Annotated in this window: 20 protein-coding genes; 6 read left to right on the top strand and 14 right to left on the bottom strand. The window is 67.4% G+C overall.

What is annotated here, in order from left to right:
- Window positions 1–57: 57 nt before the first annotated feature.
- From DBO33_RS35185 to DBO33_RS35165, 5 genes are all read right to left on the bottom strand, one after another.
- Window positions 58–294: a phosphopantetheine-binding protein gene (locus tag DBO33_RS35185; protein ID WP_107658894.1), complete on the bottom strand. Its 237-nt coding sequence runs from the start codon at window positions 292–294 to the stop codon at window positions 58–60.
- Between the two features lie 5 nt (window positions 295–299).
- Window positions 300–1,838, bottom strand: coding sequence for a long-chain-fatty-acid--CoA ligase (locus tag DBO33_RS35180; RefSeq protein ID WP_107658893.1), 1,539 nt, complete (start codon window positions 1,836–1,838; stop codon window positions 300–302).
- Window positions 1,835–2,437, bottom strand: a complete 603-nt coding sequence (locus DBO33_RS35175; protein WP_107658892.1) for an FcoT family thioesterase — start codon at window positions 2,435–2,437, stop codon at window positions 1,835–1,837. The genes DBO33_RS35180 and DBO33_RS35175 overlap by 4 nt, the downstream gene beginning before the upstream one ends.
- Window positions 2,434–3,294: a (3R)-3-[(carboxymethyl)amino]fatty acid oxygenase/decarboxylase gene (gene scoE, locus DBO33_RS35170; protein WP_107658891.1), complete on the bottom strand. Its 861-nt coding sequence runs from the start codon at window positions 3,292–3,294 to the stop codon at window positions 2,434–2,436. Before scoE ends, DBO33_RS35175 begins: the two co-directional genes overlap by 4 nt.
- A gap of 124 nt (window positions 3,295–3,418) precedes the next feature.
- Window positions 3,419–4,006, bottom strand: a complete 588-nt coding sequence (locus DBO33_RS35165; protein ID WP_107658890.1) for a TetR/AcrR family transcriptional regulator — start codon at window positions 4,004–4,006, stop codon at window positions 3,419–3,421.
- A gap of 95 nt (window positions 4,007–4,101) precedes the next feature.
- On the opposite strand from DBO33_RS35165, the gene DBO33_RS35160 reads away from it, so the two are divergent.
- Window positions 4,102–4,533, top strand: coding sequence for an STAS domain-containing protein (locus DBO33_RS35160; RefSeq protein ID WP_107658889.1), 432 nt, complete (start codon window positions 4,102–4,104; stop codon window positions 4,531–4,533).
- 36 nt (window positions 4,534–4,569) lie between these two features.
- Here DBO33_RS35160 and DBO33_RS35155 read toward each other — a convergent pair whose 3' ends face one another.
- On the bottom strand, window positions 4,570–5,634 hold the full coding sequence (locus DBO33_RS35155) for a DoxX family protein (protein ID WP_107658888.1): 1,065 nt from the start codon (window positions 5,632–5,634) through the stop codon (window positions 4,570–4,572).
- A 200-nt stretch (window positions 5,635–5,834) separates the two neighbouring features.
- Here DBO33_RS35155 and DBO33_RS35150 point away from each other — a divergent pair, with 200 nt between their 5' ends.
- Window positions 5,835–6,119 carry a hypothetical protein gene (locus DBO33_RS35150; protein ID WP_107658887.1) on the top strand — a complete coding sequence of 95 codons (285 nt, stop codon included), beginning with the start codon at window positions 5,835–5,837 and terminating at the stop codon, window positions 6,117–6,119.
- 8 nt (window positions 6,120–6,127) lie between these two features.
- On the opposite strand, the gene DBO33_RS35145 is transcribed toward DBO33_RS35150, so the two are convergent.
- The 5 genes from DBO33_RS35145 to DBO33_RS35125 all read right to left on the bottom strand — a co-directional run bounded on the left by DBO33_RS35145 (window position 6,128) and on the right by DBO33_RS35125 (window position 12,321).
- A complete protein-coding gene (locus DBO33_RS35145; RefSeq protein ID WP_107658886.1) occupies window positions 6,128–6,985 on the bottom strand; it encodes an alpha/beta fold hydrolase in 858 nt (285 codons plus the stop codon).
- A gap of 104 nt (window positions 6,986–7,089) precedes the next feature.
- Window positions 7,090–8,739 (bottom strand): class I adenylate-forming enzyme family protein, encoded by a 1,650-nt coding sequence (locus DBO33_RS35140; protein WP_107658885.1) that lies wholly within the window; start codon window positions 8,737–8,739, stop codon window positions 7,090–7,092.
- A gap of 17 nt (window positions 8,740–8,756) precedes the next feature.
- Window positions 8,757–9,797, bottom strand: a complete 1,041-nt coding sequence (locus tag DBO33_RS35135) for an NAD(P)-dependent alcohol dehydrogenase (protein ID WP_107658884.1) — start codon at window positions 9,795–9,797, stop codon at window positions 8,757–8,759.
- Window positions 9,797–10,948: a serine hydrolase domain-containing protein gene (locus DBO33_RS35130; RefSeq protein ID WP_107658883.1), complete on the bottom strand. Its 1,152-nt coding sequence runs from the start codon at window positions 10,946–10,948 to the stop codon at window positions 9,797–9,799. Before DBO33_RS35130 ends, DBO33_RS35135 begins: the two co-directional genes overlap by 1 nt.
- Window positions 10,949–10,953: 5 nt before the next feature.
- A complete protein-coding gene (locus DBO33_RS35125; protein ID WP_107658882.1) occupies window positions 10,954–12,321 on the bottom strand; it encodes a flavin-containing monooxygenase in 1,368 nt (455 codons plus the stop codon).
- A 234-nt stretch (window positions 12,322–12,555) separates the two neighbouring features.
- Between DBO33_RS35125 and DBO33_RS35120 the strand changes: the two genes are divergently transcribed.
- Window positions 12,556–13,185: a TetR/AcrR family transcriptional regulator gene (locus tag DBO33_RS35120; RefSeq protein WP_234391219.1), complete on the top strand. Its 630-nt coding sequence runs from the start codon at window positions 12,556–12,558 to the stop codon at window positions 13,183–13,185.
- A 162-nt stretch (window positions 13,186–13,347) separates the two neighbouring features.
- Window positions 13,348–14,121, top strand: coding sequence for a DUF6319 family protein (locus DBO33_RS35115; protein ID WP_107658881.1), 774 nt, complete (start codon window positions 13,348–13,350; stop codon window positions 14,119–14,121).
- A gap of 1 nt (window position 14,122) precedes the next feature.
- On the opposite strand, the gene DBO33_RS35110 is transcribed toward DBO33_RS35115, so the two are convergent.
- From DBO33_RS35110 to DBO33_RS35100, 3 genes are all read right to left on the bottom strand, one after another.
- Window positions 14,123–15,601 carry a GGDEF domain-containing protein gene (locus DBO33_RS35110; RefSeq protein ID WP_234391218.1) on the bottom strand — a complete coding sequence of 493 codons (1,479 nt, stop codon included), beginning with the start codon at window positions 15,599–15,601 and terminating at the stop codon, window positions 14,123–14,125.
- A 110-nt stretch (window positions 15,602–15,711) separates the two neighbouring features.
- Window positions 15,712–16,314, bottom strand: a complete 603-nt coding sequence (locus tag DBO33_RS35105; protein ID WP_107658879.1) for a hypothetical protein — start codon at window positions 16,312–16,314, stop codon at window positions 15,712–15,714.
- The gene (locus tag DBO33_RS35100; RefSeq protein ID WP_267897923.1) at window positions 16,311–16,787 is read right to left on the bottom strand and encodes a pyruvoyl-dependent arginine decarboxylase; all 477 of its coding nucleotides are present in this window, start codon (window positions 16,785–16,787) and stop codon (window positions 16,311–16,313) included. The genes DBO33_RS35105 and DBO33_RS35100 overlap by 4 nt, the downstream gene beginning before the upstream one ends.
- 287 nt (window positions 16,788–17,074) lie before the next feature.
- Here DBO33_RS35100 and galK point away from each other — a divergent pair, with 287 nt between their 5' ends.
- Both galK and DBO33_RS35090 read left to right on the top strand, forming a co-directional pair.
- Window positions 17,075–18,208, top strand: a complete 1,134-nt coding sequence (gene galK / locus DBO33_RS35095) for a galactokinase (protein ID WP_107658878.1) — start codon at window positions 17,075–17,077, stop codon at window positions 18,206–18,208.
- A 249-nt stretch (window positions 18,209–18,457) separates the two neighbouring features.
- Complete coding sequence (locus DBO33_RS35090; RefSeq protein WP_107660858.1) at window positions 18,458–20,161, top strand: sodium:solute symporter family protein; 1,704 nt, start codon at window positions 18,458–18,460, stop codon at window positions 20,159–20,161.
- Window positions 20,162–20,166 lie beyond the last annotated feature (5 nt).

Raw genomic sequence — 20,166 nt, 5'->3', positions numbered from 1 at the left:
GTGCGGTAACCGAATCTCGTCGGCGCCTGGTTCCGTCGAACGCTCGGGCACTCGGGCTCACGGCGCGGACCGTGCGGCGAGCAGCTGCCACCAGGCGGCGAGGGTGGGGTTCTCTGCCAGGTCCACGAAAGCTGGTGCGGCGCCACGGGACTTCCACCGCTCGATCAAGCCGATCAGCCGCACCGAGTCGAGTCCGGCGGCGAACAGATCGTCGGTGTCGCCCAATTCGTGCGGTTCGAGATAGAGCAGATCGGCGATGTCCGCGCGCACGCTGTCGTAGGTGAGTGGTTCCATCGCGCTCAGTTGACCTGTCTGTCCCGGTCGGCCCAGAACCGGTCGCGCAGCTGCCAGCGCAGGATCTTGCCGCTGGGATTGCGCGGAATGCGGTCGACGAACTCGAAGCGCACCGGAATCTTGAACCACGCCAGCTGCTCCCGGCAGCACGTCATCAGCTCGCGCACCCGAACCTGTGCACCGGGCCGGCACGCGACGAACGCGTGCACCGATTCACCGAGGATGTCGTCCGGCACACCGATCACCGCCGAGTCGGCCACGGCGGGATGCCGGGCCAGGGCGTTCTCGATCTCGGCGGGATAGATGTTCTCGCCGCCCACAATGATCATGTCCTTCAGGCGATCTCGGATGTACAGGTAGCCGTCGGCGTCGACGTATCCAGCGTCACCGGTATGGATCCAGCCGTCGATCAGGGTTTCCGCGGTGGCCTCCGGCAGGTTCCAGTAGCCCAGCATGGCGGCGGGCGAACGCAGGCAGATTTCCCCCACCTCACCGGCTGGCCGCTGTGCACCGGACGTGTCGATGATCTTGACGGACACACCGGGATACGGCCGGCCCGCGGCCGCCAACCGCGGATTGCCTGCCACATGCTCCGCGGGCGGCAGGCAGATCGCGGTGTTCCCGGTTTCGGTGAGCCCATAGATCTGCGCGAACTCGGCGCCGAACAACTGCAACGCTTCCCGCAGCAGCGTCTCCGAAATCGGCGATCCGCCGTAGACGACCTTGCGCACCGACCCGACGGCCTCCGGCGTCACCCGCGGTTCGCCGAGGATCAGCCGCAACATGGACGGGACGACACACATGGTGGTGATCCGGGCTTCCTCGATGATCGCTACCGCGGTGGTGCTGTCGAACCGGGGCATCGCCAAATTGGTGATACCCGCCGCGAAACCCTGCATGGCCCACCAGATGCCACCGACGTGGAAGCCCGGAATGCCGATGAGGTTGCGGTCTCCGTCTTGGAAGTCGATCCAGTCCAGCCCGGCCTGCTCGAGCGCGTCCGCGATGGCGAAGAAGCTACGTTGCGCCAGCACAACACCTTTGGGTAATCCCGTGGTGCCGCTGGTGTACAGCTGGATCACCGCGTCCTCGCGACCCGATGCACGTTCGCCGGGATCCGGGTCGGCGACATCGGCCAGCCATCCGGCGAACTCGTCGCCGTCCATGCGGACCGAGCGCACCTGCGGCGCGGCGGATCTCGCGATGTCGTCGGTAACGGCGTCGACCAGCACCAGCGCGCTGCCCGAGTCCCGCATGATGTGTTCGACCTCCGGCGCGGTCAGCCGGAAGTTGATCGGCACCAGCACCGCGCCGAGCCGCGCGCAGGCGAAGAACAGGGCGTAGTAGTAGACGGACTCCTTGCCGAGATATGCCACCCGGCTGCCCTTACCGATGTCCGCGGCACGCAGCGCACGCGCCAGCCGGATGCTGTCGGCACGCAGCCGTGCGTAGTCGAGTCCTGCTCCAGCGCAGGCGATCGCAAGGGTGTCCGGGCGATCGCGCGCGTGCTCGGCGAGGATCGAAGACACCGTTGGTGCGCTCATCGCACCGCTCCCACCGACGGTTGCGCCGTTCCCGGCGACGATTGCACCGCGCCCACTGCGGATTGCGCCGCGTCGAGCGTTTGTTCCACATCGACGATGGCCAACCGAACCGTGCCCGCGCAGCGCCCCCCGGCGTCGTCCCAGCATCGAAACGACGTGTCCAACGAGGTGAACGGCGCACCATCGATCGAGCTGACGCGTTCCTGGCTCCCGGCGAGGACGAACTCCCCGTAGAACCGCCGCGGCTCGATCGGCCGCCGGTACTCGCTGTCGAGCCTGGTGATCAGGATGCCGGGCAGTTGGCGCCGCCAGTAGTCGTCCATGGTCCAGCCGCCGAACAGCGGACCGACGCGATGACGCACCAGCACCGCGATGGTCTGGTAGAGCATCTGGTTGTAACAGATGTTCACCTCGACCGAGTTGAGGTGACCGGTCGCGTCGATGTAGCAGGACTCGGCGATCTCGAAAGTGCCGGTGGCCGTTGCTTGTTCGCCACGCGCCTCGACCGTCAGCTCGCGCAGATAACGGCAGTGCGGCTGGTAGCAGCGCAGTACCTCCGACAGCAGCGACGGATCGTTCGCGAACACCTCCCCGGTCACGCCGGGATACCTTCGTCGTCGTACGCGGTGACCCGATGCGACACCGCGGGCTCACAGGTGGTGTTGTGCAGCGCCCGGTGCACCAGGCTGCGGTTGTCCCAGATGAGCAGGTCGCCGCGTTCGAAGGTCTGTAGCCGGATCGCCGGATGCTCGAAGGTATCATCGAGTTGTCCGGTGGCGGAGAGCAATTCGTGCAGCAGGTCGGGCCGGTCGGTGCCGTCGGGCCCGGTGATCGATTCGGTGAGCCCCTCGCTGACGTACACGACGGGCTCCCCGGTGTGCGGGTGCGCGTGCACCGTCGGCAGCGTCACCGGCGGCGTCTTCCGCTCGATCTCGGCGAGCAACTCCGAGATAGGCCGGTAGACATCGCTGGGCCGGATCTTGAAGTAGCGGCGCACGCTGTGCGTCGCGACCGTGTCGGCGACGGATCGCCGCAGGTCGGCGCTGAGGTCACGGTAGGCGCGGGCCAGATCGATGAAGTAGGTCCCCCGGCTGTGCGTGGGCACCACCTGGGTATGGGTGAACGTCAGGTCGAACGGACGCGCCATGAACTGATAGTCCGAATGCCAGAACTTCCCGGTCTTGGGCACGCCCACCCGCGGCCGGCCGGTGTCGACATTGGACGATACGAACACCTCGGGCACTTCCGGGTGGTGGTAGATCGGCTCGTAGTAGCGCACCGGATCGCCGAAACCCCGTGCCAGCGCGACGAATTGGTGCGGGTCGAGCTCGATGCCCTTGAGCACCGCGATCCGCTCCCGGTACACGGCGCGCTTGACCGCACGGACATCGTCGGGCGAAGTGGGGTCGAAGTCCTCGACCACCACACCGAAATCTCCCTGCGGGCTGATCCGCATGGCTGTTCGCTGCATAACCACGTAGTCGGCCAACTACGCCCGGTAGTTCCCGGCCACCCCGTCGGCTGTGAGCTAGCCGACACCCGGTGTGACCGGTTGCCGGACCGATGCCGAGCTCAGTGGGTCAGGCCGCAGGCTCGACGCGGTAGCTGTCGATGAGGTTCCGCGCCATGGCTTGGGCACGTCGGGCCGCGTGCCGGTCACCCTCGGTGGCGGACACGATCGAACCCTTCATCAAGATGTGCCAGGACCTGGCGAAGTCGTCGGGGTCGCGCAGTCCGGCCTCTTCGGCACGGGACCGGACGACGCCGCGAATGTTGTCCAGGTGGTCGATGCTCGCCCGACCGGCGGGGTGCTGCGGACCCATCTCGAGCAACACATTGATGAACGTGCACGCCTCGAAGCCGTCGGTGCCGAACCAGTCGTCGAGCACATCGAAGATGGCGAGCAGTCGTTCCTCCGCGGTGCTGCCGAGTCCGCGAGACCGTTGCTCGATCAGACCGAAGGTCCACAGCAGTTCGCGCCGCGCCAGCACCGCGAGGACCAGCTCGTCCTTGGTCCGAAAATGCCGGTACAGCGTCGCTTTCGCGATGCCGGCCCTGGCGATCACCTCATCCACGCCGACGTCTCGGATGCCACGCCGAGTGAACAGTTCGTAGGCGGCGGACAGGATCCGTTCGCGGGCACCGACAACCACGTCGTCGCTTGCCATCACGGTATAACCATAACGCTGTACAGACCTGTCGGGCCATGCTTCACTAGGAAGACAGGTCTGTCCCGTGTGGTGACAGCCCGAGGAGTCGGCAAATGTCCCTCAATAACCACGAGCGGTTCTCCGGCCCGCCCCCGGACCGTTCGGTGCTGGAAGTTACTGAAGTTCTTCGTTTTTCGGTGTGCCGTCCCCGCCGCGACATCGCCGTGATGCTGGTGGTCGGCGAGATCGATCTGGGCACCGCGCCCAGTTTTCGTGATCAGCTCCGTCGACTGTTCGGTGACGGAGCCGCCATGGTCGTGCTCGACCTCTCGCCGGTCACCTTCCTCGGCGCGGCCGGCCTGCGGGTGCTGGTGGACGCGCAGACCCAGGCCGAAAAGACCAGGCGCCGAATGGTGTTGATCACCGAGGCGCGCTGTGTCGATCGCGCACTGGAGGTGACCGGCCTGGCGCCCAGCTTCCATCGGGTGCGGTCGCTGGACGCCGCGCTGGCCGACAGCTCCGTGGGATACGAAGAGACGGCCTAACTTTCGGCCTGGTGCTACCTCAGCGCCTGATGCTGCCTAGTTCAGCCTCTTCTCGACCCGATGCCGAGCGGTCTCGGCAAACCGGCCGCCGCGCTTGCGAGCGGTGTCGGCAAGCTCCGGGCCACGGTCGCGCGCGGTGTCCGCGAGCTCGGCGGCGCGCTCCTTGGCGACGTCCGCGTACTCCACCCCGCGCTCCCTGGCCAGCTCCGCCCATTCCGCACCGCGATGCTTGGCCACGTCGGCCAGCTCCGCGCCGCGCTCCCTGGCGAGCTCGGCCAGTTCGGCGCCGCGTTCGCGAGCGAACTCGGCCCACTTCGGTCCGCGTTCCTTGGCGAGTTCGGCCCATTCGGCGCCGCGATGCTTGGCCACGTCGGCGAGTTCGGCGCCGCGGTGCTTGGCGACATCGGCCAGTTCCGCACCGCGCTCCTTGGCCGTCTCGGCCAGCGGAGCCGCGTGTTCCTTTGCCGCGGAAGCCCATTCGGGGCCGTGCTGCTGCACGGTCTCCGCGAGCTCGGAACCCTTGGCGGCCGCGGCGCTGCCGAGACTGCCTGCCGCGGCGGCGACCTCCTGGGCACGGCGCTTCAGCAGCTCGCTGGTCGCGCCGTCGGAGGATCCGGTGAACGGCAGGGCCGCGGTGACCGTCGCCGCCGCATCACGGGCGGCCCGCTTGCCACGCCAGCCGAGCGAGGGTTTGCCCTCGGTATCGGCGGCCGCGATCATCAGCCCGCCGAGCAACCCGAGATCCTTGAGGAAGGCCTTGCGTTTGGTCGCCTTCTGCGCCGGGTCCGGCTCGTTCCAGAAGTCCTGCTCGGTGACCGTGGCCGGGACGACGGTGGCCGCCAGTACCAACGCGGCCAGGCGTGGCGCCTTGCCGAGGGCCAGCAGCACACCACCGGCTACCTGTGCGCCCGCATTGATCCGTACGACGGTTCCCGGATCGCTCGGCAGCTTCGCGGCGTATTGCTCGGGCAGCTGACGCTGGCCTCGCTGCACCAGCTCGGTCGCCGCCTTGACTCGTGATTCCGGGCGTCGCAACGTATCGACACCCTCCACGACAAAGACAGTGGCCAAAAGCGGGCGGGCAAGTCGGCGTAACAACATGACGGATCCCTTTCCTCGACGGCTCTATTCGACCGGGTTCCCGGAAGGTGTCGCATCAAACCCGGTGGACGGGGAGTAACGGGCGTATCGGACGTCGAATCTACACCGCGTAACAGCAATAATTTGGCTAACGATCAGCAGTGTGTGGATCCGAGAGATCCGCGTGTCGTCGCTCAGCTGCCCGCCGGAAGGTACCGCCGATGAACTCCGCCACGGCCCCAACGACTTTCGAGGCCATCGTGGCCCCGCTGCCCGCCGCGCCCGGTTGCACCTTCCGCTTCGATACCGTGCCCTGCCGACATCGCGCCGAATGGTTCATTCGCAAACGCGGCTGCTGCCACGTCGAGGGTGTCGACTTCATGTGCGATACATGTCACACCCGCGTCCACTGGCTGCTCACCCTCGGCGTCGAATTCGAGTGCGCCGGTTGCGGTGTGCGCTCGGACAGCTTCACCGAGCTGTATCCGACCGCAGGGCCGCTGTAGGGCAGCGTTCAGGACCCGCCGACGGCCTTCGGGACCGTGGCCCGGCCGGTCGACGCCAGGAACTCGGTGATGACCGCGGTGACCCGCTCCGGGTCCTCCATCATCGGCAGGTGCCCGCAGTCGGGCAGCTCGACCGCCGTGTGGACGTGCAGCCTGCGATTGAGGCGGGCGCCCGCGCGCGCCGAGAGGATGCGGTTCTGCTTCCCCCAGAGCGTGCAGATGGGCGGGAAGTCCGCCGGCGGGTCGAACCGGTCGAAGGCGGCATAGGCAGGAAAGTCCTGGACCAAGCCGTGCAGGGCGAACAAACGGCCCCGATCGGACCAGTGCGCGCGCAGTCGCGGCGAATCCTGCAGCCGTTGCCGCTTGCCCCGGGTGCCGAGCTGATTGGCCACGATCATCGACACGGCGCGGCCGGGCAGCGCGAGCCTGCGGGCCAGCGGTCCCAGCGGCAGCCGGGCATCCGCCCAGGCGAGCGCCGCCGACTGCCCGGAGCTGACCGTGTCCCAGGTCAGCGGGTTGATCAGAACGAGCGCCCGTACCCGCTCCGGGTGCCCCATCGTGTAGCTGAGCGCGGTGGCGCTGCCGAGGCAGTTGCCGACGAGCGCCACGTCGGTGAGGCGGTGGGCGTCGAGGAAGGCGCCGAGCATGTGCACGTAGTCGGCGAGGCGGTAGCCGTCCGCGGGCTGGTCGGACTCGCCGTAGCCGGGGAGATCGAGCGCGAATACCTGGTGGTCGCGCCGCAGCACCGTCACCTGATCGTCCCAGATACGGCGCTGGGTGCCCGCGTTGTGCAGGAAGACCACCGGCGTGCCGGTACCGGCCCGATCGAAGGCGACAGCCCTGCCCAGATGCTCGAAAACGTCCACGTCGACTCCTCGCGAGCGGCCGGGCGATCAATGCCCGATCCGTAGACGACTTTACGTTGTCGTGCACAGCTCAGCTGGGGCTTCGGTGGTTGTTGCCTGTCGCGTTATACCTCGATGCCGGTGCGAACGACCTTCCCCGTCGCATTGCGCGGTAGTTCCGTTGTGGTCAGCCGCCATCGGGCAGGCACTTTGTAGTAGGCGATCCGTTCCGCGGCGAAGGCGCGCAACTCCTCTTCGGTTGCCGCCGAGGGGCTTTCGAGAACAATCAAGGCCGCGACCGTCTGGCCGAGATCGGCGTCGGGCACCCCGATGACCGCGCATTCGCGCACGGCCGGGTGCTCCTCGAGGCACTGCTCGATCTCGGTGGGGTAGACGTTCTCGCCGCCGCGCAGGATGAGATCCGAACGCCGGCCGGACAATCGCAGCCTGCCCTCGGTGAGCACGCCGATATCGCCGGTGCGCAGCCAGCGGTCCTCGGTGATGGCGGCCGCGGTCGCGGCCTCGTCGTCCCAGTAGCCCAGCATCACGTACGGGCTGCGCAGGCAGATCTCGCCTTCGGTGCCGTCCGGGACGGGGTTGCCCGCGCTGTCGCGGACCTGCACGGTGGCCCCGATGACGGGGCGGCCCACCGTATCCGGGAACGCCGCGAGCTCGGCCGGACCGGCCAGGGTCGCCGCGGTGCTGCACTCGGTGAGCCCGTAACTGGTGACCAGCGCGGTCCGTGCCACCGGAAGTTGTTCGCGCAGTTGCTGTTGCAGCGCGGCCGAGGACGGCGCCGAATTCAGTGAGAAGGAGGCCAGCGAGGACAGGTCGTAGCGGGACAGATCCTGGTCGAGCAGCCGGGTGGCCATGGTCGGCATGGCGCCCCAGTTGGTGATGCGCTCGCGTTCGATGAGGCGCAGCACCCGATCCGCGTCGAACGAACCCTGGTAGAGCACGGCGGTATCGCCGGTCACCAGCCGGGGCACCACCAGGTTGTGCAGGCTGGCGATGTGGAACAGCGGGGAGGTGAGCAGGAACCGCCGGCCGCTCGGCAGTTCGGTCGCGCCGGTGAACTCGGCGGCCATCGCGTCGTTGAACAGGTGATAGCCGATGACCGCCACCACGTTTCGCTGCGAATGCACCGCGCCTTTCGGCCGTCCGCTGGTGCCGCTGGTGTACAGGATGACCGCGGGATCGTCCTCGTCCACCGCCGTGCGCGGGAGCTCGCTGTCGCCGAATTCGGCGATCAGACCGGGCAACTCGTCTTCCATGGTGAGCACCGGGACCCGGATATCCAGCTCCGCCACCAGCGCCGCGCGTTTCGCGTCGACGACGAGCACGGCGGGCTTGGTGTGCTCGACACCGTAGGCGATTTCGCGGGCCGTCCACCACGCGTTGTAGCCCACCGCGATCGCGCCGAGGCATTGCGCCGCCCAGAACGTGACGACCCACTCGGCGGTGTTGGCAGCCAGAATGCCGATGCGGTCGCCCTTCCGGATGCCGTAGCGGTCGCGCAGCGCGGTGGCCAGCGCACCTACCGCCGCCGCGTGCTCGGCGAACGACATCCGGCGGTCCTCGGTGACGAGATAATCGCGCGCACCCCAGGCGGTCGACGCCGCGAGCACATCGCCGAGCGACTTGTCGCGGTGCCGCAGCACCGGCAGCGGTGCGCCGAGGACGTCCTCGACCACCATCTCGAATCGGCCACCGGGCCCGGTCAACCGGGCCGCCGCGGCCGCCGCGAAGGCCTGCTGATCGAAAGGCTTTGTCATTTACCGCACTTCCTCGTCTACGGAACCAATACCGCACGGCCGGTGACCAGGCCGCGCTCCAGCCGGTCGAGCGCCTCGCGGCCGGCCGCCAGGTCGTACTGCTCGATCTCGACCGTGAGCTTGCCCGAGCGGGCCAGGGCGACGGACTCGATCAAGTCGGATTTGGTGCCGCCGTAGGACTTTCGGACCGACGCGCCCCACGGCCAGCCCGGCCCACCGGCGGGACCCGCGGTGAGCTCCGGTGCGCCGCCGCCGAGGCCGATCATCCGGTACGCGCCGTTCGGGGCCACCGATTCCACGGCGAGCGTGGCCGTCTGATCGACGCCGACGAAGTCGAACACCGCGTCCGCGCCGCGACCGTCGGTGCGGTCGAGAATGTGTCGGGCGGTGTCGGCGTCCGCGAGCAGGCCCTCGGCCGCACCGCACCGGGTGGCCAAGGCGAGTTTGTCCGCGCCGACATCGACCGCGATCACTCGGGTCGCGCTGGTCGCGGCGAGGATCTGTACCGCGACATGACCGAGACCGCCGATGCCGATCACCACCGCCACCGAGCCGGGCCGAAGGTGTTCGCGGGCACCACGAATCGCGTGATAGCTGGACAGCGCGGCATCGGCGAGCGGGGCGGCCTGGCGGAAGTCGAGGTCGCCGATCGGCACGAAAGAGCTTGCCGGAATGCGGATGTACTCGGCCATGCCGCCGTCCGGGCCGAGGCCGGGACACGGCGGCATCGCGGTGCGGCCCGCGGCCAGGCAGACATTCTCGTTGCCCGACACGCATTCCCGGCACGTGCCGCACGACCAGCACAGGTAGACGATGCCGCGTTCACCGGCGGTGCGGCCGTCGACCTCGGCGCCGACCGCCTCGATGGTGCCTGCGACCTCGTGCCCGAGCGTCAGCGGCTCGTCGCGCAGCCGGAACGGGATGTGCAGCACATGCAGATCGGAGTGGCAGATCCCGGCCGCACCGACCCGCAGCAGCAGCTCGGTCGGGCCGATCTCGGGGACCGGAACCTCACGCAGCTCCAGCACACCCGGCTCGGTGAGTTGCAGTGCCCGCATCACGCGCGAGCCCCGGCAGCCACCGCGGTGAAGACCGCGCGCAGGTAGGCGTCGGCGCGGGCGGAGCCGATCAGTCCCGGCGCCATCTTGTTCATGGTGTAGGCGAAGGTGATTCGGCGATCCAGGTCGTTGACGACGATGGCGCCGCCGAGCCCCGCCCACCAGCAGACCCGGCCGTCGGGTACCTCCGGTGCGGTCTGTCGCTGCGGCAGCCCGTAGCCGAGGCCGAAGCGCAGCGGCAGCAGCAGCGCCAGATCGGGGCCGTCGGACTGCTGCTCGAAGATGAGATCGATCGTCTTCTCAGACAGCAACTTTCGCCCGTTCATCGTGCCGCCGTTGGAGACCAGCGACTGGATCCGGGCCACCGACCGGGCATTGCCGTGGCCGTTCACCGCGCCGATCTCGGCCTGCCGCCAGGCGGCGCTGTTGGCCTCCTGGAGATCGAGCAGGGGACTGGTGAGGGTCTTGACCAGGATGCTCGTCTGATCGAGCGAGGCCATATCGAACTTCAGCATCGGCGGCGGTACCAACGGCGCGATCCGGTGATGGTGTTCTGGGGCGGTGCCGATATGGAAGTCGGCGCCCAGCGGTCCGGCGAGCTCCTCGGCGAAGAACTGCCCGAGGCCGCGGCCGGTGATGCGGCGGATCACCTCGCCGACGAGGTGCCCGTAGTTGAGCGCGTGATAGCCGGACGCGGTGCCTGGTGTCCACCATGGCGCCTGCGCCGCGAGCCGCGCACTGGCCGCCTCGGTGTCGTAGATGTCGGCCAGCTCGATCGGTTGCTCCCAGCCGGAGACGCCGGAGGTGTGCCCGAGCAGCTGCCGAATCTCGATGTCGCCCTTGCCGTTCGCCGCGAACTCCGGCCAGTAGTGCGCGACCCGCTGTCGCACATCCAGCTCACCACGATCGACGAGCAGCAGGGCGGACAGCGCGGTCATCGTCTTGCTGATCGAGAAGACATCGACCAGCGTGTCCTCGGTCCACGGCACGGTGCGCTCGATATCGCGGTGCCCGCCCCAGATGTCGACCACCGGTTCGCCGTCGACCGTCACGCAGATCGCCGCGCCGAGCTCCTCGCCCGCGGCCAGCTGGTTCGCCAATTGTTCCCGTACGCCGGCGAATTGAGCGGCGCAGAATCCCGAAGTAGTCATCGTTGTCACGCGTGCTCGAGTGCGCGGGCAGGCACCGGTAGCGCGTACCCCGTGGCGGCGGCACGCTTTGCGCCCCTTGCCATTTCCTTGTTCATGTCGCGCACGTACGGCTCGAACTCGAGCTGGATGGTGTGCCGCGGCGAGTCGTAGTAGCGCCCGGTCCGGCGCTGCTCCGCCGCACGGATCGCCGCGTGCATGTCCGCTTCGCTGGGCGGCAGGTACTTACCGGTCAGGTAGGCGGCGACCAGCTTGCTCTGCTGCTCGGCGAAGTTCACCAGCGTCGGCAGCGGCTGCGCTAGGCCGAGATAGAACAGATTGTCCACGCCCGGTTTCATCATCTGCTGGAACAGTGGCATGCGGTTCTGCTCGTCCGGCACCAGGTTCGGATCCGCGAAGAACGGGAAGCTGATGTGATAGCCGGTGGCGCAGACGATCACGTCCACCTCCTCGGTGCTGCCGTCGGCGAAGCGCACGCGCGGGCCCTCCAGCGCCGTGATGGCGGGCTTGAACGCGATATCGCCGCAGCCCGCGCGGTGCAGGAATTCCTCGCTGGCCGACGGGTGCGCCTCGAACGGCGCGTGATCGGGTTTGGGTAGCCCGTAGAACTCCATGTCGCCGCGGAATTTACGAACGAAGCGCTGCTTGAGTTTCAGGCTGACCTTGCGCGGAATCCACGCGGGCACGCTCTGCTTGTCGCCGACCTTGCCGTGCACGTACTTCGGCAGCACCCACACCCCGCGCCGGGCGGAGACGGTGAGCTTCGCCGCGACGAAGCGCTGCGACAGTTCCGAGGCGATATCCAGTCCGGAGTTGCCCATGCCGACGACAACGACCTTCTTACCGCGCATATCCACCGGATCGAACGGATCGTTGTAAGCGTGGCTGTGGAGGAGTTCGCCGTCGAATTCGCCGGGGTAGTCGGGCATGCGCGGATCCCAGTGGTGACCGTTGCAGACGATCAGCGCGTCGTAGTCGCGGGTGCGGCCGTCGGACGCGGTGACCAGCCAGCGGCCGTCCGCCTGCCGCTCGGCCGCGGTGACCTTGGTGTTGAACAGAATTTTGTCCCGGAAGCCGAAATGGTCGACGTAATCCTGGAAGTACTGGAACAGCTGCGAATGGTGCGGGAAATCCGGCCAGCCCTCAGGCGCGGGATAGTCCTCGAATGCCAGGCGGAACTTACTGGTGTCGATGTGCAGTGACTGGTAGCACGCCGACATTCCGTTGGGGTTCTTGAAGTACCAGTTGCCGCCGACCTCGTCCGAGGCTTCGAACACCTCGAAGGGAATGCCGAAGTCCTGCAGGCGTTTCGCGGCGGTGATCCCGGAGGGGCCCGCGCCGATGACGCAGACCCGGGGCAGATCGGTTCGAGTCAATTCTTTTGTCCTCGTGCTGGGAGGGAGTCACCAGCGGTGGCGCGCCCGGCGCCGAAACCGTCCGTAGCCCTGCGGCTTCGGGGGTGACGTAGGCAACAACGTAACACTGGCTAGACAGCGTGTCTAGTGAATGACGTATTGTCTAGTGAAGGCCGTGGACGGCACGGGCACCAGTAGACTTGCTCCAGCGAAAGTCGCACGTCAGCACAACTTTCGACCGACAAGGGGTAGCCGTTGCGCACGAACTCGACGCCGGTGGGCGGCAGCCTGCGGGACGAGCAGAAGCAGCAGACCAGGACCCGGCTGATGGCGGGGGCCAAGGAGCTGTTCAGTACGCGCGGCTACGCGGCGGTGCGGGTCGACGACATCGTCGCGGCGGTCGGTTGCAGCCGGGCCACCTTCTATCTGCACTTCACCAGCAAGTTGGAGATACTGCGCGCGATCGCCGAGCAGAGCACCGCACCCAGCGCCCTGCACTTCTACGAGGATCTGGACCGGGTGCTCGACACCGGTTCGCGCGCCGAGTTCGTCGCCTGGGTGACCAGGGCCATCGACTGGTTCCACGAATACAAGGACCTGCTGCCCGCCTGGGACGAGGCCACCGCGCTGGAGCCGGAATTCCGGGAGATCGCCCGCAACGGCATCCTGGCGCTGCCCAACGCGATGACCTCCTACCTCGCCCGCTGGCCCGCCGAACGCGCCGACGAGGCGCGGCTGCGGGTGGAACTGCTTGTCGCCCAACTGGAGCGCTTTTTCACCCGCTGGGCGGTGCAGGGCACCATCAACGTCTCCGCCGAACGCGCGGCCGAGGTGCTCACCGATATTTGGTTCCCGGCGTTGCGCGCGCCGCTCGACGGCGACTGAGCTAACCGGCGATCGGGCGCCGGAAACGTCCGTAGCTCGATATTCGCTGGCCTCGCGAGAATCGTGTTCTGGGACTCGATTTCGTAGCGGCCTGCGAATCTGTCGGTGCGGTGCGGCATCATCTGTGCACGCAGCCATCCACGAATATTGCTCGGAGTCACCATGCCGTCGCCTAAAACCAAGCCCAAGCCATTGTCGGACAGCGAGATTCAGCGGATCGCCACGGATATCGCCGGTGGCCGACCGCCCATGGTGTGGTTCACCGCCGCCGCGGTGGGCGTGCCGGAAGGACGGTCGGGAAAGGTGATCTCCCTCGGCGACCCGGCCGACGGAGACTTCCTGCAGGTCCGGCCCACCGGATCGAAGGATGTACTGTCCTTTTCTCCGACAGAAGTGACGTTGACCAAACCGCCCCGCGGGGCGGCCCCTGTTTCCACTGCCCAGCCGAAGTCGACAACCAGGAAGGAATCACCCGTGACCCAGCCGTCGACCTTGACGAGCACTGCGACACCACCCACCCCCAGTTCTGTCACGCCGCCACCGGTCGTCCCGAAACCCGTTGCGAGCACGCCGGAATCCGACGATCAGGACGGCGGTGCGGGCAAGCCCGCCGCCAAGTCCACCCCGGCCCCGGCGAAGGCCGCCAAGGCTCCCGCCCGGCCGAAGGCGAAGACGGCGGAGGTCACCGTCACGCTGACCGGCACCGCCGACGGCGAATGGTCCGTCGACGTGGTCAGCGGCAAGAAGCGCGCCGTGCGCGGGCTCGCGGTGCCGAGTTCGGCCGTGGCGCAGGCCGCCAAGATCCTGCACCCCGAGGTGGCCGACGTGGTGGCCGGCATCCTCGACGCGGCCAGGGAGGCGCAGGAGGCCAAGGTGCAGCAGTTACAGGCCGAGCTGGAGGCCGCCAAGCGCCTGCTCGACGAACTGGTCGACTAGCTCAGACCGCGGTGCTGGTGGACCTGGGGCTCGCGCGCCAGATCCGCCGGCCCGGCTCGGTGGCGGCGTGCCGCGCCGGGTCGTTCGTCATGTGTCGCACAGCGGAGTCGGGCGCGTGCCGCGCGTCGTCGTGGAACGCGTAGCCGAGCGAGTATTCCTTCGCGTGATACATGGCCGAATCCGCCTCGCGGATGAGGTCGTAGACGGTCGATTCGGCGCTGCGCGGGCTGCCGCAGGCGATGCCGATGCTCGCGGTGATCGGGATCTCGCCCGCGCTCAGGTCGAACGGCCGGACGAACGCGCCGAGCAGCTGCTCGGCGAGCGTCGCGGCGTGCTGTCGGTCGAGCGGGGACAGCACCACGAATTCGTCGCCGCCGTAGCGCGCGACCACATCCTCGCGCAGCACTACCCGTCGAATTCGCGAGGCCGCGTTCGCGATCAGCTCGTCGCCGACCGCGTGCCCGTAGCTGTCGTTGACCATCTTGAAGCCGTCCAGGTCGATGAACAGCAGACACAGCGGCCGTTCGGCCCAGCGCTCGCTGTTGCGATTCAGCGCGCGTAGCAACGCGGATCGATTCAACAACCCGGTGAGCACGTCGTGGTCGGCCTGATACTGCGCGCGCCGCTCGCTGCGCGAGCTGCGCACGATGGCGCGCTCGCTGCGCACCAGCACCCCGATGAGCAGCAGTGCGAACAGCGACGACACCACCACTCGGTTCAGCGGGTCCAGGGCTGAGCCGACCACGGGCACCAACGACGCCACGATCAACGCCATCGCGATGAAGCTGGCGCGCTGACGGGAATGGTGCGGGTGGATCTGCCGCGGCGTGCCGAGGCTCGTCATCGTCGGATGCAGCGCCGCGACGCCGACGATCGCGTACGCCGCGAGTAGCGGCACCATCAGCATCTGACGGCCGATCGTCATAGCGCCCGTGGTCTGGAGGCTGTAGCCGAGATCGCCGAGCAGCGCGGCGATCAGGCCGACATGTAGTAGCCGCAGTGAGGATTCCGAGCGGATCGAGGTGGCCACCGAATGCGCGATCAGCGTCAACAGCATCGCATCCAGCACCGGGTAGGTGGCGGCCACCATCGTGTTCAGGGTGGTGTCGTGGGACTGCAAGATCGGTGAGATCAGAAAGGTCCAGGACGCGAGCAGAGCGCCGAGCCCGATCAGCGCGGAGTCCAGCAGCAAGTCATAGTTCGAGCGAACTCGACGCGGGCGCAGCCAAATCAGCGCGGCCAGGCCGACGCCCATATATCCGAGTAGCGTGAACACGTCGTCGAGCGGGTGCAGGCCGTGTTCGGACATATTGCGCAGGGCGGCGCCCGTGCCGGACAGCACCGCCGAAGCCGACAGCAGATACCAGGGCAAGGGGTGCGGCGGGCGGTACGCCCACAGGCCGAAAGCGATCATCGCGACGGTGCCCGCGAGCACGATCGTCAGTGTCAGCAACGACAGCAGCTGGGAGTCGACCGTCACGTGCACTGCGATCGCGGCCGCGCTTGCCCCCAGGAGGAGTGCATACCAACGTGTTCGGAACTGGCGCCGCTGGTCTGCCGAACGCTCTTCGCTGACTGTCATCAGCCCCCCTAGGTCGCTCCATCCCCTGTGAACCGAGCCGCGTAGTAGATCTGCGAATCCTCCACCACGATCTCGACGTTCGCCTGTTCCTCCGCCATGACGCGAATACTGTCGGCGAACGAAAACCGAGTGTTGTTGTACGAGCAAATGTCCCAACCGACCGCGGCACGATCGGCAACGAGAACCTGGACAACTGACTCGATCATGGCATGAAATGCGGACCCATGTCGGGCACTTGGCGCAACAAGGGTGAATCCGGCGTAGTAGATCGCGTCGCGCGCCGCGTGTTCCGGATACCGGGCGATGAAGTACTCCGGGCTGATCCACGGGACTGTGTCGAGATGCTTGGTCAGCGTGGTCATTCCGATGGGCTCGCCGGATTCGAGGCGTGCCACATGCTTGTTTACCCGGGGATCGACCATCTCCGCGCGAAATTCCTCAGGATGCAGCACCTGCCTGGCGATGGCTTTGGTTCGTAGTGGACCGAATGCCTCTTCGTACAGGCCCTGAAATAGGGCTATTTGGTCATCCGGAATCGCGTTTTCCACGGTGACGTGCACGTTGCCTCGCGAGGCCACCCCGGACTCGGCACCCTCGGCATAGCTTTTCATCCGCGCCAACCCCACGGTGCGGTGCGGTAGGCGGCCAGCACCAATGCACAGGTCGGCCCGGTCGTGGAGCGGGCTTCGGTCGTGCACATGCGGACCGGCCCGAAGCTCTCGGGCCGATGCCGTGCCATGTCGTCGAGGCTCGACTGGATCAGTGTGGTCACCTCTTCGGTGGTCTCGGCCTCGTGCTCGACGAAAAGGCCTGCGCCGGAACCGTCGTCGCGCAGTACCCAACCGATACCGGCGGCCGCCGTCTGGCCGGGTTCGAGCGCGTGCTGCGCCGCGTACACGCAGTAGAGGCGGTCGCCCCACGGGATCGGTTTGCGTACTCGTGCGGTGCGTTCGAGCGTGGCGCGTGGCGGAATGACCGACGAGAGTCGAATCAAGTTGGCATCACCCACTCCCAGCTCGCGTAGTGCCGCATCGAAGGCCGACATGGCTGTCGGCCCTACTCCCGTCGCAGCGCCTATCTCTATCGTCAGTGGTGCCCCGTAGACCGGTCTGCCCGAGGGCGGGCGTAGTCGATCTATCCACGGCAGCCCGAGTAGGCGGCTGCGCGGCCCCACTGGTCCGCTGCGTGGGGTGGTGTGAATCATAGTGCCTCCGAAAACGCGCGGCCCATTTTGCAGGCCGGTATTACATCAAAATCGACTGTGCGGCACGAAACAACATCGCGCACCTGCGCCGGCCGAAAGCAGTGCTCGTGCGGCGTGTCTCGTAACGTGGGCCAGGGCAACCGGACTCGACAGACAGCGAGGGGCAAGTGCAGACGTGGGTGGCACCGGGGCGGGTCAACATCATCGGTGAGCACACCGATTACAACGACGGGTTCGTGCTGCCCATCGCACTGCCGCTGGTAGTGCAGTGCGCGGCCCAGGCGCGCGCGGACGGGCAGGTGCGGGTCGTCTCCCGGCAGCGGCCGGACGAGATCGTGCTGGTCGAGGTGGCCGAGCTCGCGAAACGCCGGGACGGGGTGCCCGGCTGGTCGCGGTACCCGCTGGGCGTCGTCGCCGAATTCGTGCGGCGTGGTCATGAGATCAGCGGGGTCGAGTTCGAGCTGGACGGCGCCGTGCCGATCGGCGCCGGACTGTCCTCGTCCGCGGCGCTGTCCTGTGCGGTGGCCATCGCGCTGCGGGATCTGTTCGCGCCCGCCGTCACCGATCGCGAGCTGATCGACCTCGCCCGCGCCGCGGAGAACGGCTATGTCGGCGCGCCGACCGGTTTGCTGGACCAGTCCGCCTCGATCCTCTGCACGGCGGGGCACGCGCTGTTCCTCGACGTGCGGCGCTTCGCCGCCGAGGCCGCCGATGCGGACGCGAATACTGGTGCGCACGAACAGATTCCGTTCGATCTGGCGCGATACGGACTGGAGCTGTTAGTGATCGACACCGGCCAGCCGCACGAGCTGGTCGACGGTGGCTACGGCGAACGACGCGCCCAATGTGAAGCTGCCGCCGCGCAACTCGGGGTGCCCGCCCTGCGCGACGTCGATTCGGTGGCCGCGCTCACCCGGATCACCGATGTGGTGTTGCGCCGCAGGGCGCGACACGTGGTGACCGAGAACGCCCGAGTGTTGACAGTTGCGGAAAAATTGCGGAGCGGTGCCGATCCGCGTGCCATCGGGCCGGTTCTCACCGAGGGGCACGCCTCACTGCGCGACGATTTCGAGGTGTCGACGCCCGAGCTGGACGCCGCCGTCGCCGCGGCGCTCGCGGCGGGGGCGCACGGCGCGCGGATGGTCGGTGGCGGATTCGGCGGCAGTGCCCTCGCGCTGGTCGATCGCGAACGCACCGAGGCCGTGGTGGCGGCCGTGCGGAATCGGTTCGCCCGCGCGGGCTTTGCCGAGCCACGCACCTTCGTCGTTGGCCCTTCCACCGGGGCGCACCGCGCCGACTGAGCGACCGCCCAGCTTTTTGTGCACGATTGTGCCCCCCGAGTGAGGCACAATCACGCAGAGTAGGTGTCGGCCGACACCATTCGGCCGGCGACGAGGGAGTCGCGCGCGCCACGCAGTACCCGTAGACGCACGATCTCGTACCACGAAGGATCTCGCTCGACGCCCGGTTTCACCGCCAGGAGGGACGCTGTGCCGCTTGTCGATTCACCCGTTCTGCCGTCCGCGCTGCTCGCCGCCGAGCCGCAGTCGATGGCATCGACCTATTTAGACGCTTCGGAGTTGCGCCTGGACGCGGCTCCGGTCGACTTCGCGCTGGTCGCCTTATATTTCGTGTTCGTACTCGGCATCGGCTTACTCGCCAGACAGCGGGTCTCGTCCAGCATCGACTTCTTCCTGTCCGGGCGTTCGCTGCCCGCCTGGGTGACCGGCCTCGCGTTCATCTCCGCGAACCTCGGTGCCGTCGAGATCATGGGCATGTCGGCCAACGGCGCCCAATTCGGTTTCCCCACCTTCCACTACTTCTGGATCGGCGCGATCCCCGCCATGCTGTTCCTCGGCGTGGTGATGATGCCGTTCTACTACGGCTCCAAGGTGCGCAGCGTGCCGGAGTTCATGCGCAGGCGCTTCGGTACCGGCGCGCACCTGGTGAACGCGCTCAGCTTCGCGATCGCCCAAGTGCTGATCGCGGGCGTCAACCTGTATCTGCTCGGCACCATCCTGAATGTGCTGCTCGGCTGGCCGCTGTGGCTGTCGGTGGTGATCGCGGCGGTGATCGTGCTGTCCTACATCACCCTCGGCGGGCTGTCGGCCGCGATCTACAACGAGGTACTGCAGTTCTTCGTGATCGTGGCCGCGCTGCTGCCGCTCACGCTGGTCGGCCTGCACAAGGTCGGCGGCTGGGACGGGTTGCGGGAGAAGGTGTCCGCATCGCCGGGCGGTGCGACGCAACTGGATTCGTGGCCAGGCAACGAGCTCAGCGGGTTCGGCAACAACATGCTCTCGGTGCTCGGCATCGTGTTCGGGCTCGGGTTCGTGCTCTCGTTCGGGTACTGGACCACCAACTTCGTCGAGGTGCAGCGCGCGTTGGCGACGCACTCCATCTCGGCGGCCCGGCGCACCCCGATCATCGGCGCCTACCCGAAGATGTTCATCCCGCTGATCGTGGTGATCCCCGGCATGATCAGCGCGGTGCTGGTGCCGCAGATGAGTGAGTACAAGGCGGCGAAGACGGCGAATCCGGACTTCAGCGGTGACACCACCTACAACCAGGCGTTGCTGTATCTGATGAAGGACGTGCTGCCCAACGGCCTGCTCGGGGTGGGCATCGCGGGTCTGCTCGCGGCGTTCATGGCCGGCATGGCGGCCAATATCTCGGCGTTCAACACCGTGTTCAGCTACGACCTGTGGCAGCAGTACGTGCGCAAGGACCGCCCGGACGGGTACTACCTGTCGATCGGCCGATGGGCTACCGTCGGCGCGACGGTGACGGCGATTTTCACCGCGTTCATCGCGTCCAGCTTCAGCAACATGATGGACTACCTGCAGACGCTGTTCAGCTTCTTCAACGCACCGTTGTTCGCGACGTTCATCCTCGGCATGTTCTGGAAACGGATGACCCCGACCGCGGGCTGGATGGGTCTGGTCTGCGGAACCGGTTCCGCCGTGGTGATTTTCATCCTGCACCAGATGGAGGTGTTCCACCTGTCCGGCCAGGGGTCGAGTTTCGTGGCCGCCGGTGTGGCGTTCGCGGTCGACATCGTGGTCAGCGTGCTGGTCACCCAGGTGACCCAGCCCAAGCCGGTCGCCGAGCTCGTCGGTCTGGTCTACTCGGAGACGCCGAAGGAAGTGCGCACCGATCCGGAGCAGGCCTCGCTGCCCTGGTATCAGCGCCCGGTGCTGCTCGCGGGCATCGCCCTGGTGCTCGTCATCGCTCTCAACATCATTGTCGGATAAGGAGC

It is taken from the genome of Nocardia suismassiliense, assembly GCF_900269665.1.
GTDB classification, from domain to species: domain Bacteria; phylum Actinomycetota; class Actinomycetes; order Mycobacteriales; family Mycobacteriaceae; genus Nocardia; species Nocardia suismassiliense.
The sequence above is the reverse complement of the archived record's forward strand: the minus strand, read 5'-3'. Positions and strand labels throughout refer to the sequence as shown.

Bases quoted from the DNA above. Each gene is read 5' to 3' on its own strand.
- DBO33_RS35140 (WP_107658885.1), bottom strand. From the start codon at position 8,739: ATGACAAAGCCTTTCGATCAGCAGGCCTTCGCGGCGGCCGCGGCGGCC.
- DBO33_RS35155 (WP_107658888.1), bottom strand. From the start codon at position 5,634: ATGTTGTTACGCCGACTTGCCCGCCCGCTTTTGGCCACTGTCTTTGTC.
- scoE (WP_107658891.1), bottom strand. From the start codon at position 3,294: ATGCGGATCAGCCCGCAGGGAGATTTCGGTGTGGTGGTCGAGGACTTC.
- DBO33_RS35130 (WP_107658883.1), bottom strand. From the start codon at position 10,948: ATGACTACTTCGGGATTCTGCGCCGCTCAATTCGCCGGCGTACGGGAA.
- DBO33_RS35165 (WP_107658890.1), bottom strand. From the start codon at position 4,006: ATGGCAAGCGACGACGTGGTTGTCGGTGCCCGCGAACGGATCCTGTCC.
- DBO33_RS35150 (WP_107658887.1), top strand. From the start codon at position 5,835: ATGAACTCCGCCACGGCCCCAACGACTTTCGAGGCCATCGTGGCCCCG.
- DBO33_RS35115 (WP_107658881.1), top strand. From the start codon at position 13,348: ATGCCGTCGCCTAAAACCAAGCCCAAGCCATTGTCGGACAGCGAGATT.
- DBO33_RS35185 (WP_107658894.1), bottom strand. From the start codon at position 294: ATGGAACCACTCACCTACGACAGCGTGCGCGCGGACATCGCCGATCTG.
- DBO33_RS35105 (WP_107658879.1), bottom strand. From the start codon at position 16,314: ATGAAAAGCTATGCCGAGGGTGCCGAGTCCGGGGTGGCCTCGCGAGGC.
- DBO33_RS35135 (WP_107658884.1), bottom strand. From the start codon at position 9,797: ATGCGGGCACTGCAACTCACCGAGCCGGGTGTGCTGGAGCTGCGTGAG.
- DBO33_RS35090 (WP_107660858.1), top strand. From the start codon at position 18,458: ATGGCATCGACCTATTTAGACGCTTCGGAGTTGCGCCTGGACGCGGCT.
- DBO33_RS35180 (WP_107658893.1), bottom strand. From the start codon at position 1,838: ATGAGCGCACCAACGGTGTCTTCGATCCTCGCCGAGCACGCGCGCGAT.
- DBO33_RS35160 (WP_107658889.1), top strand. From the start codon at position 4,102: ATGTCCCTCAATAACCACGAGCGGTTCTCCGGCCCGCCCCCGGACCGT.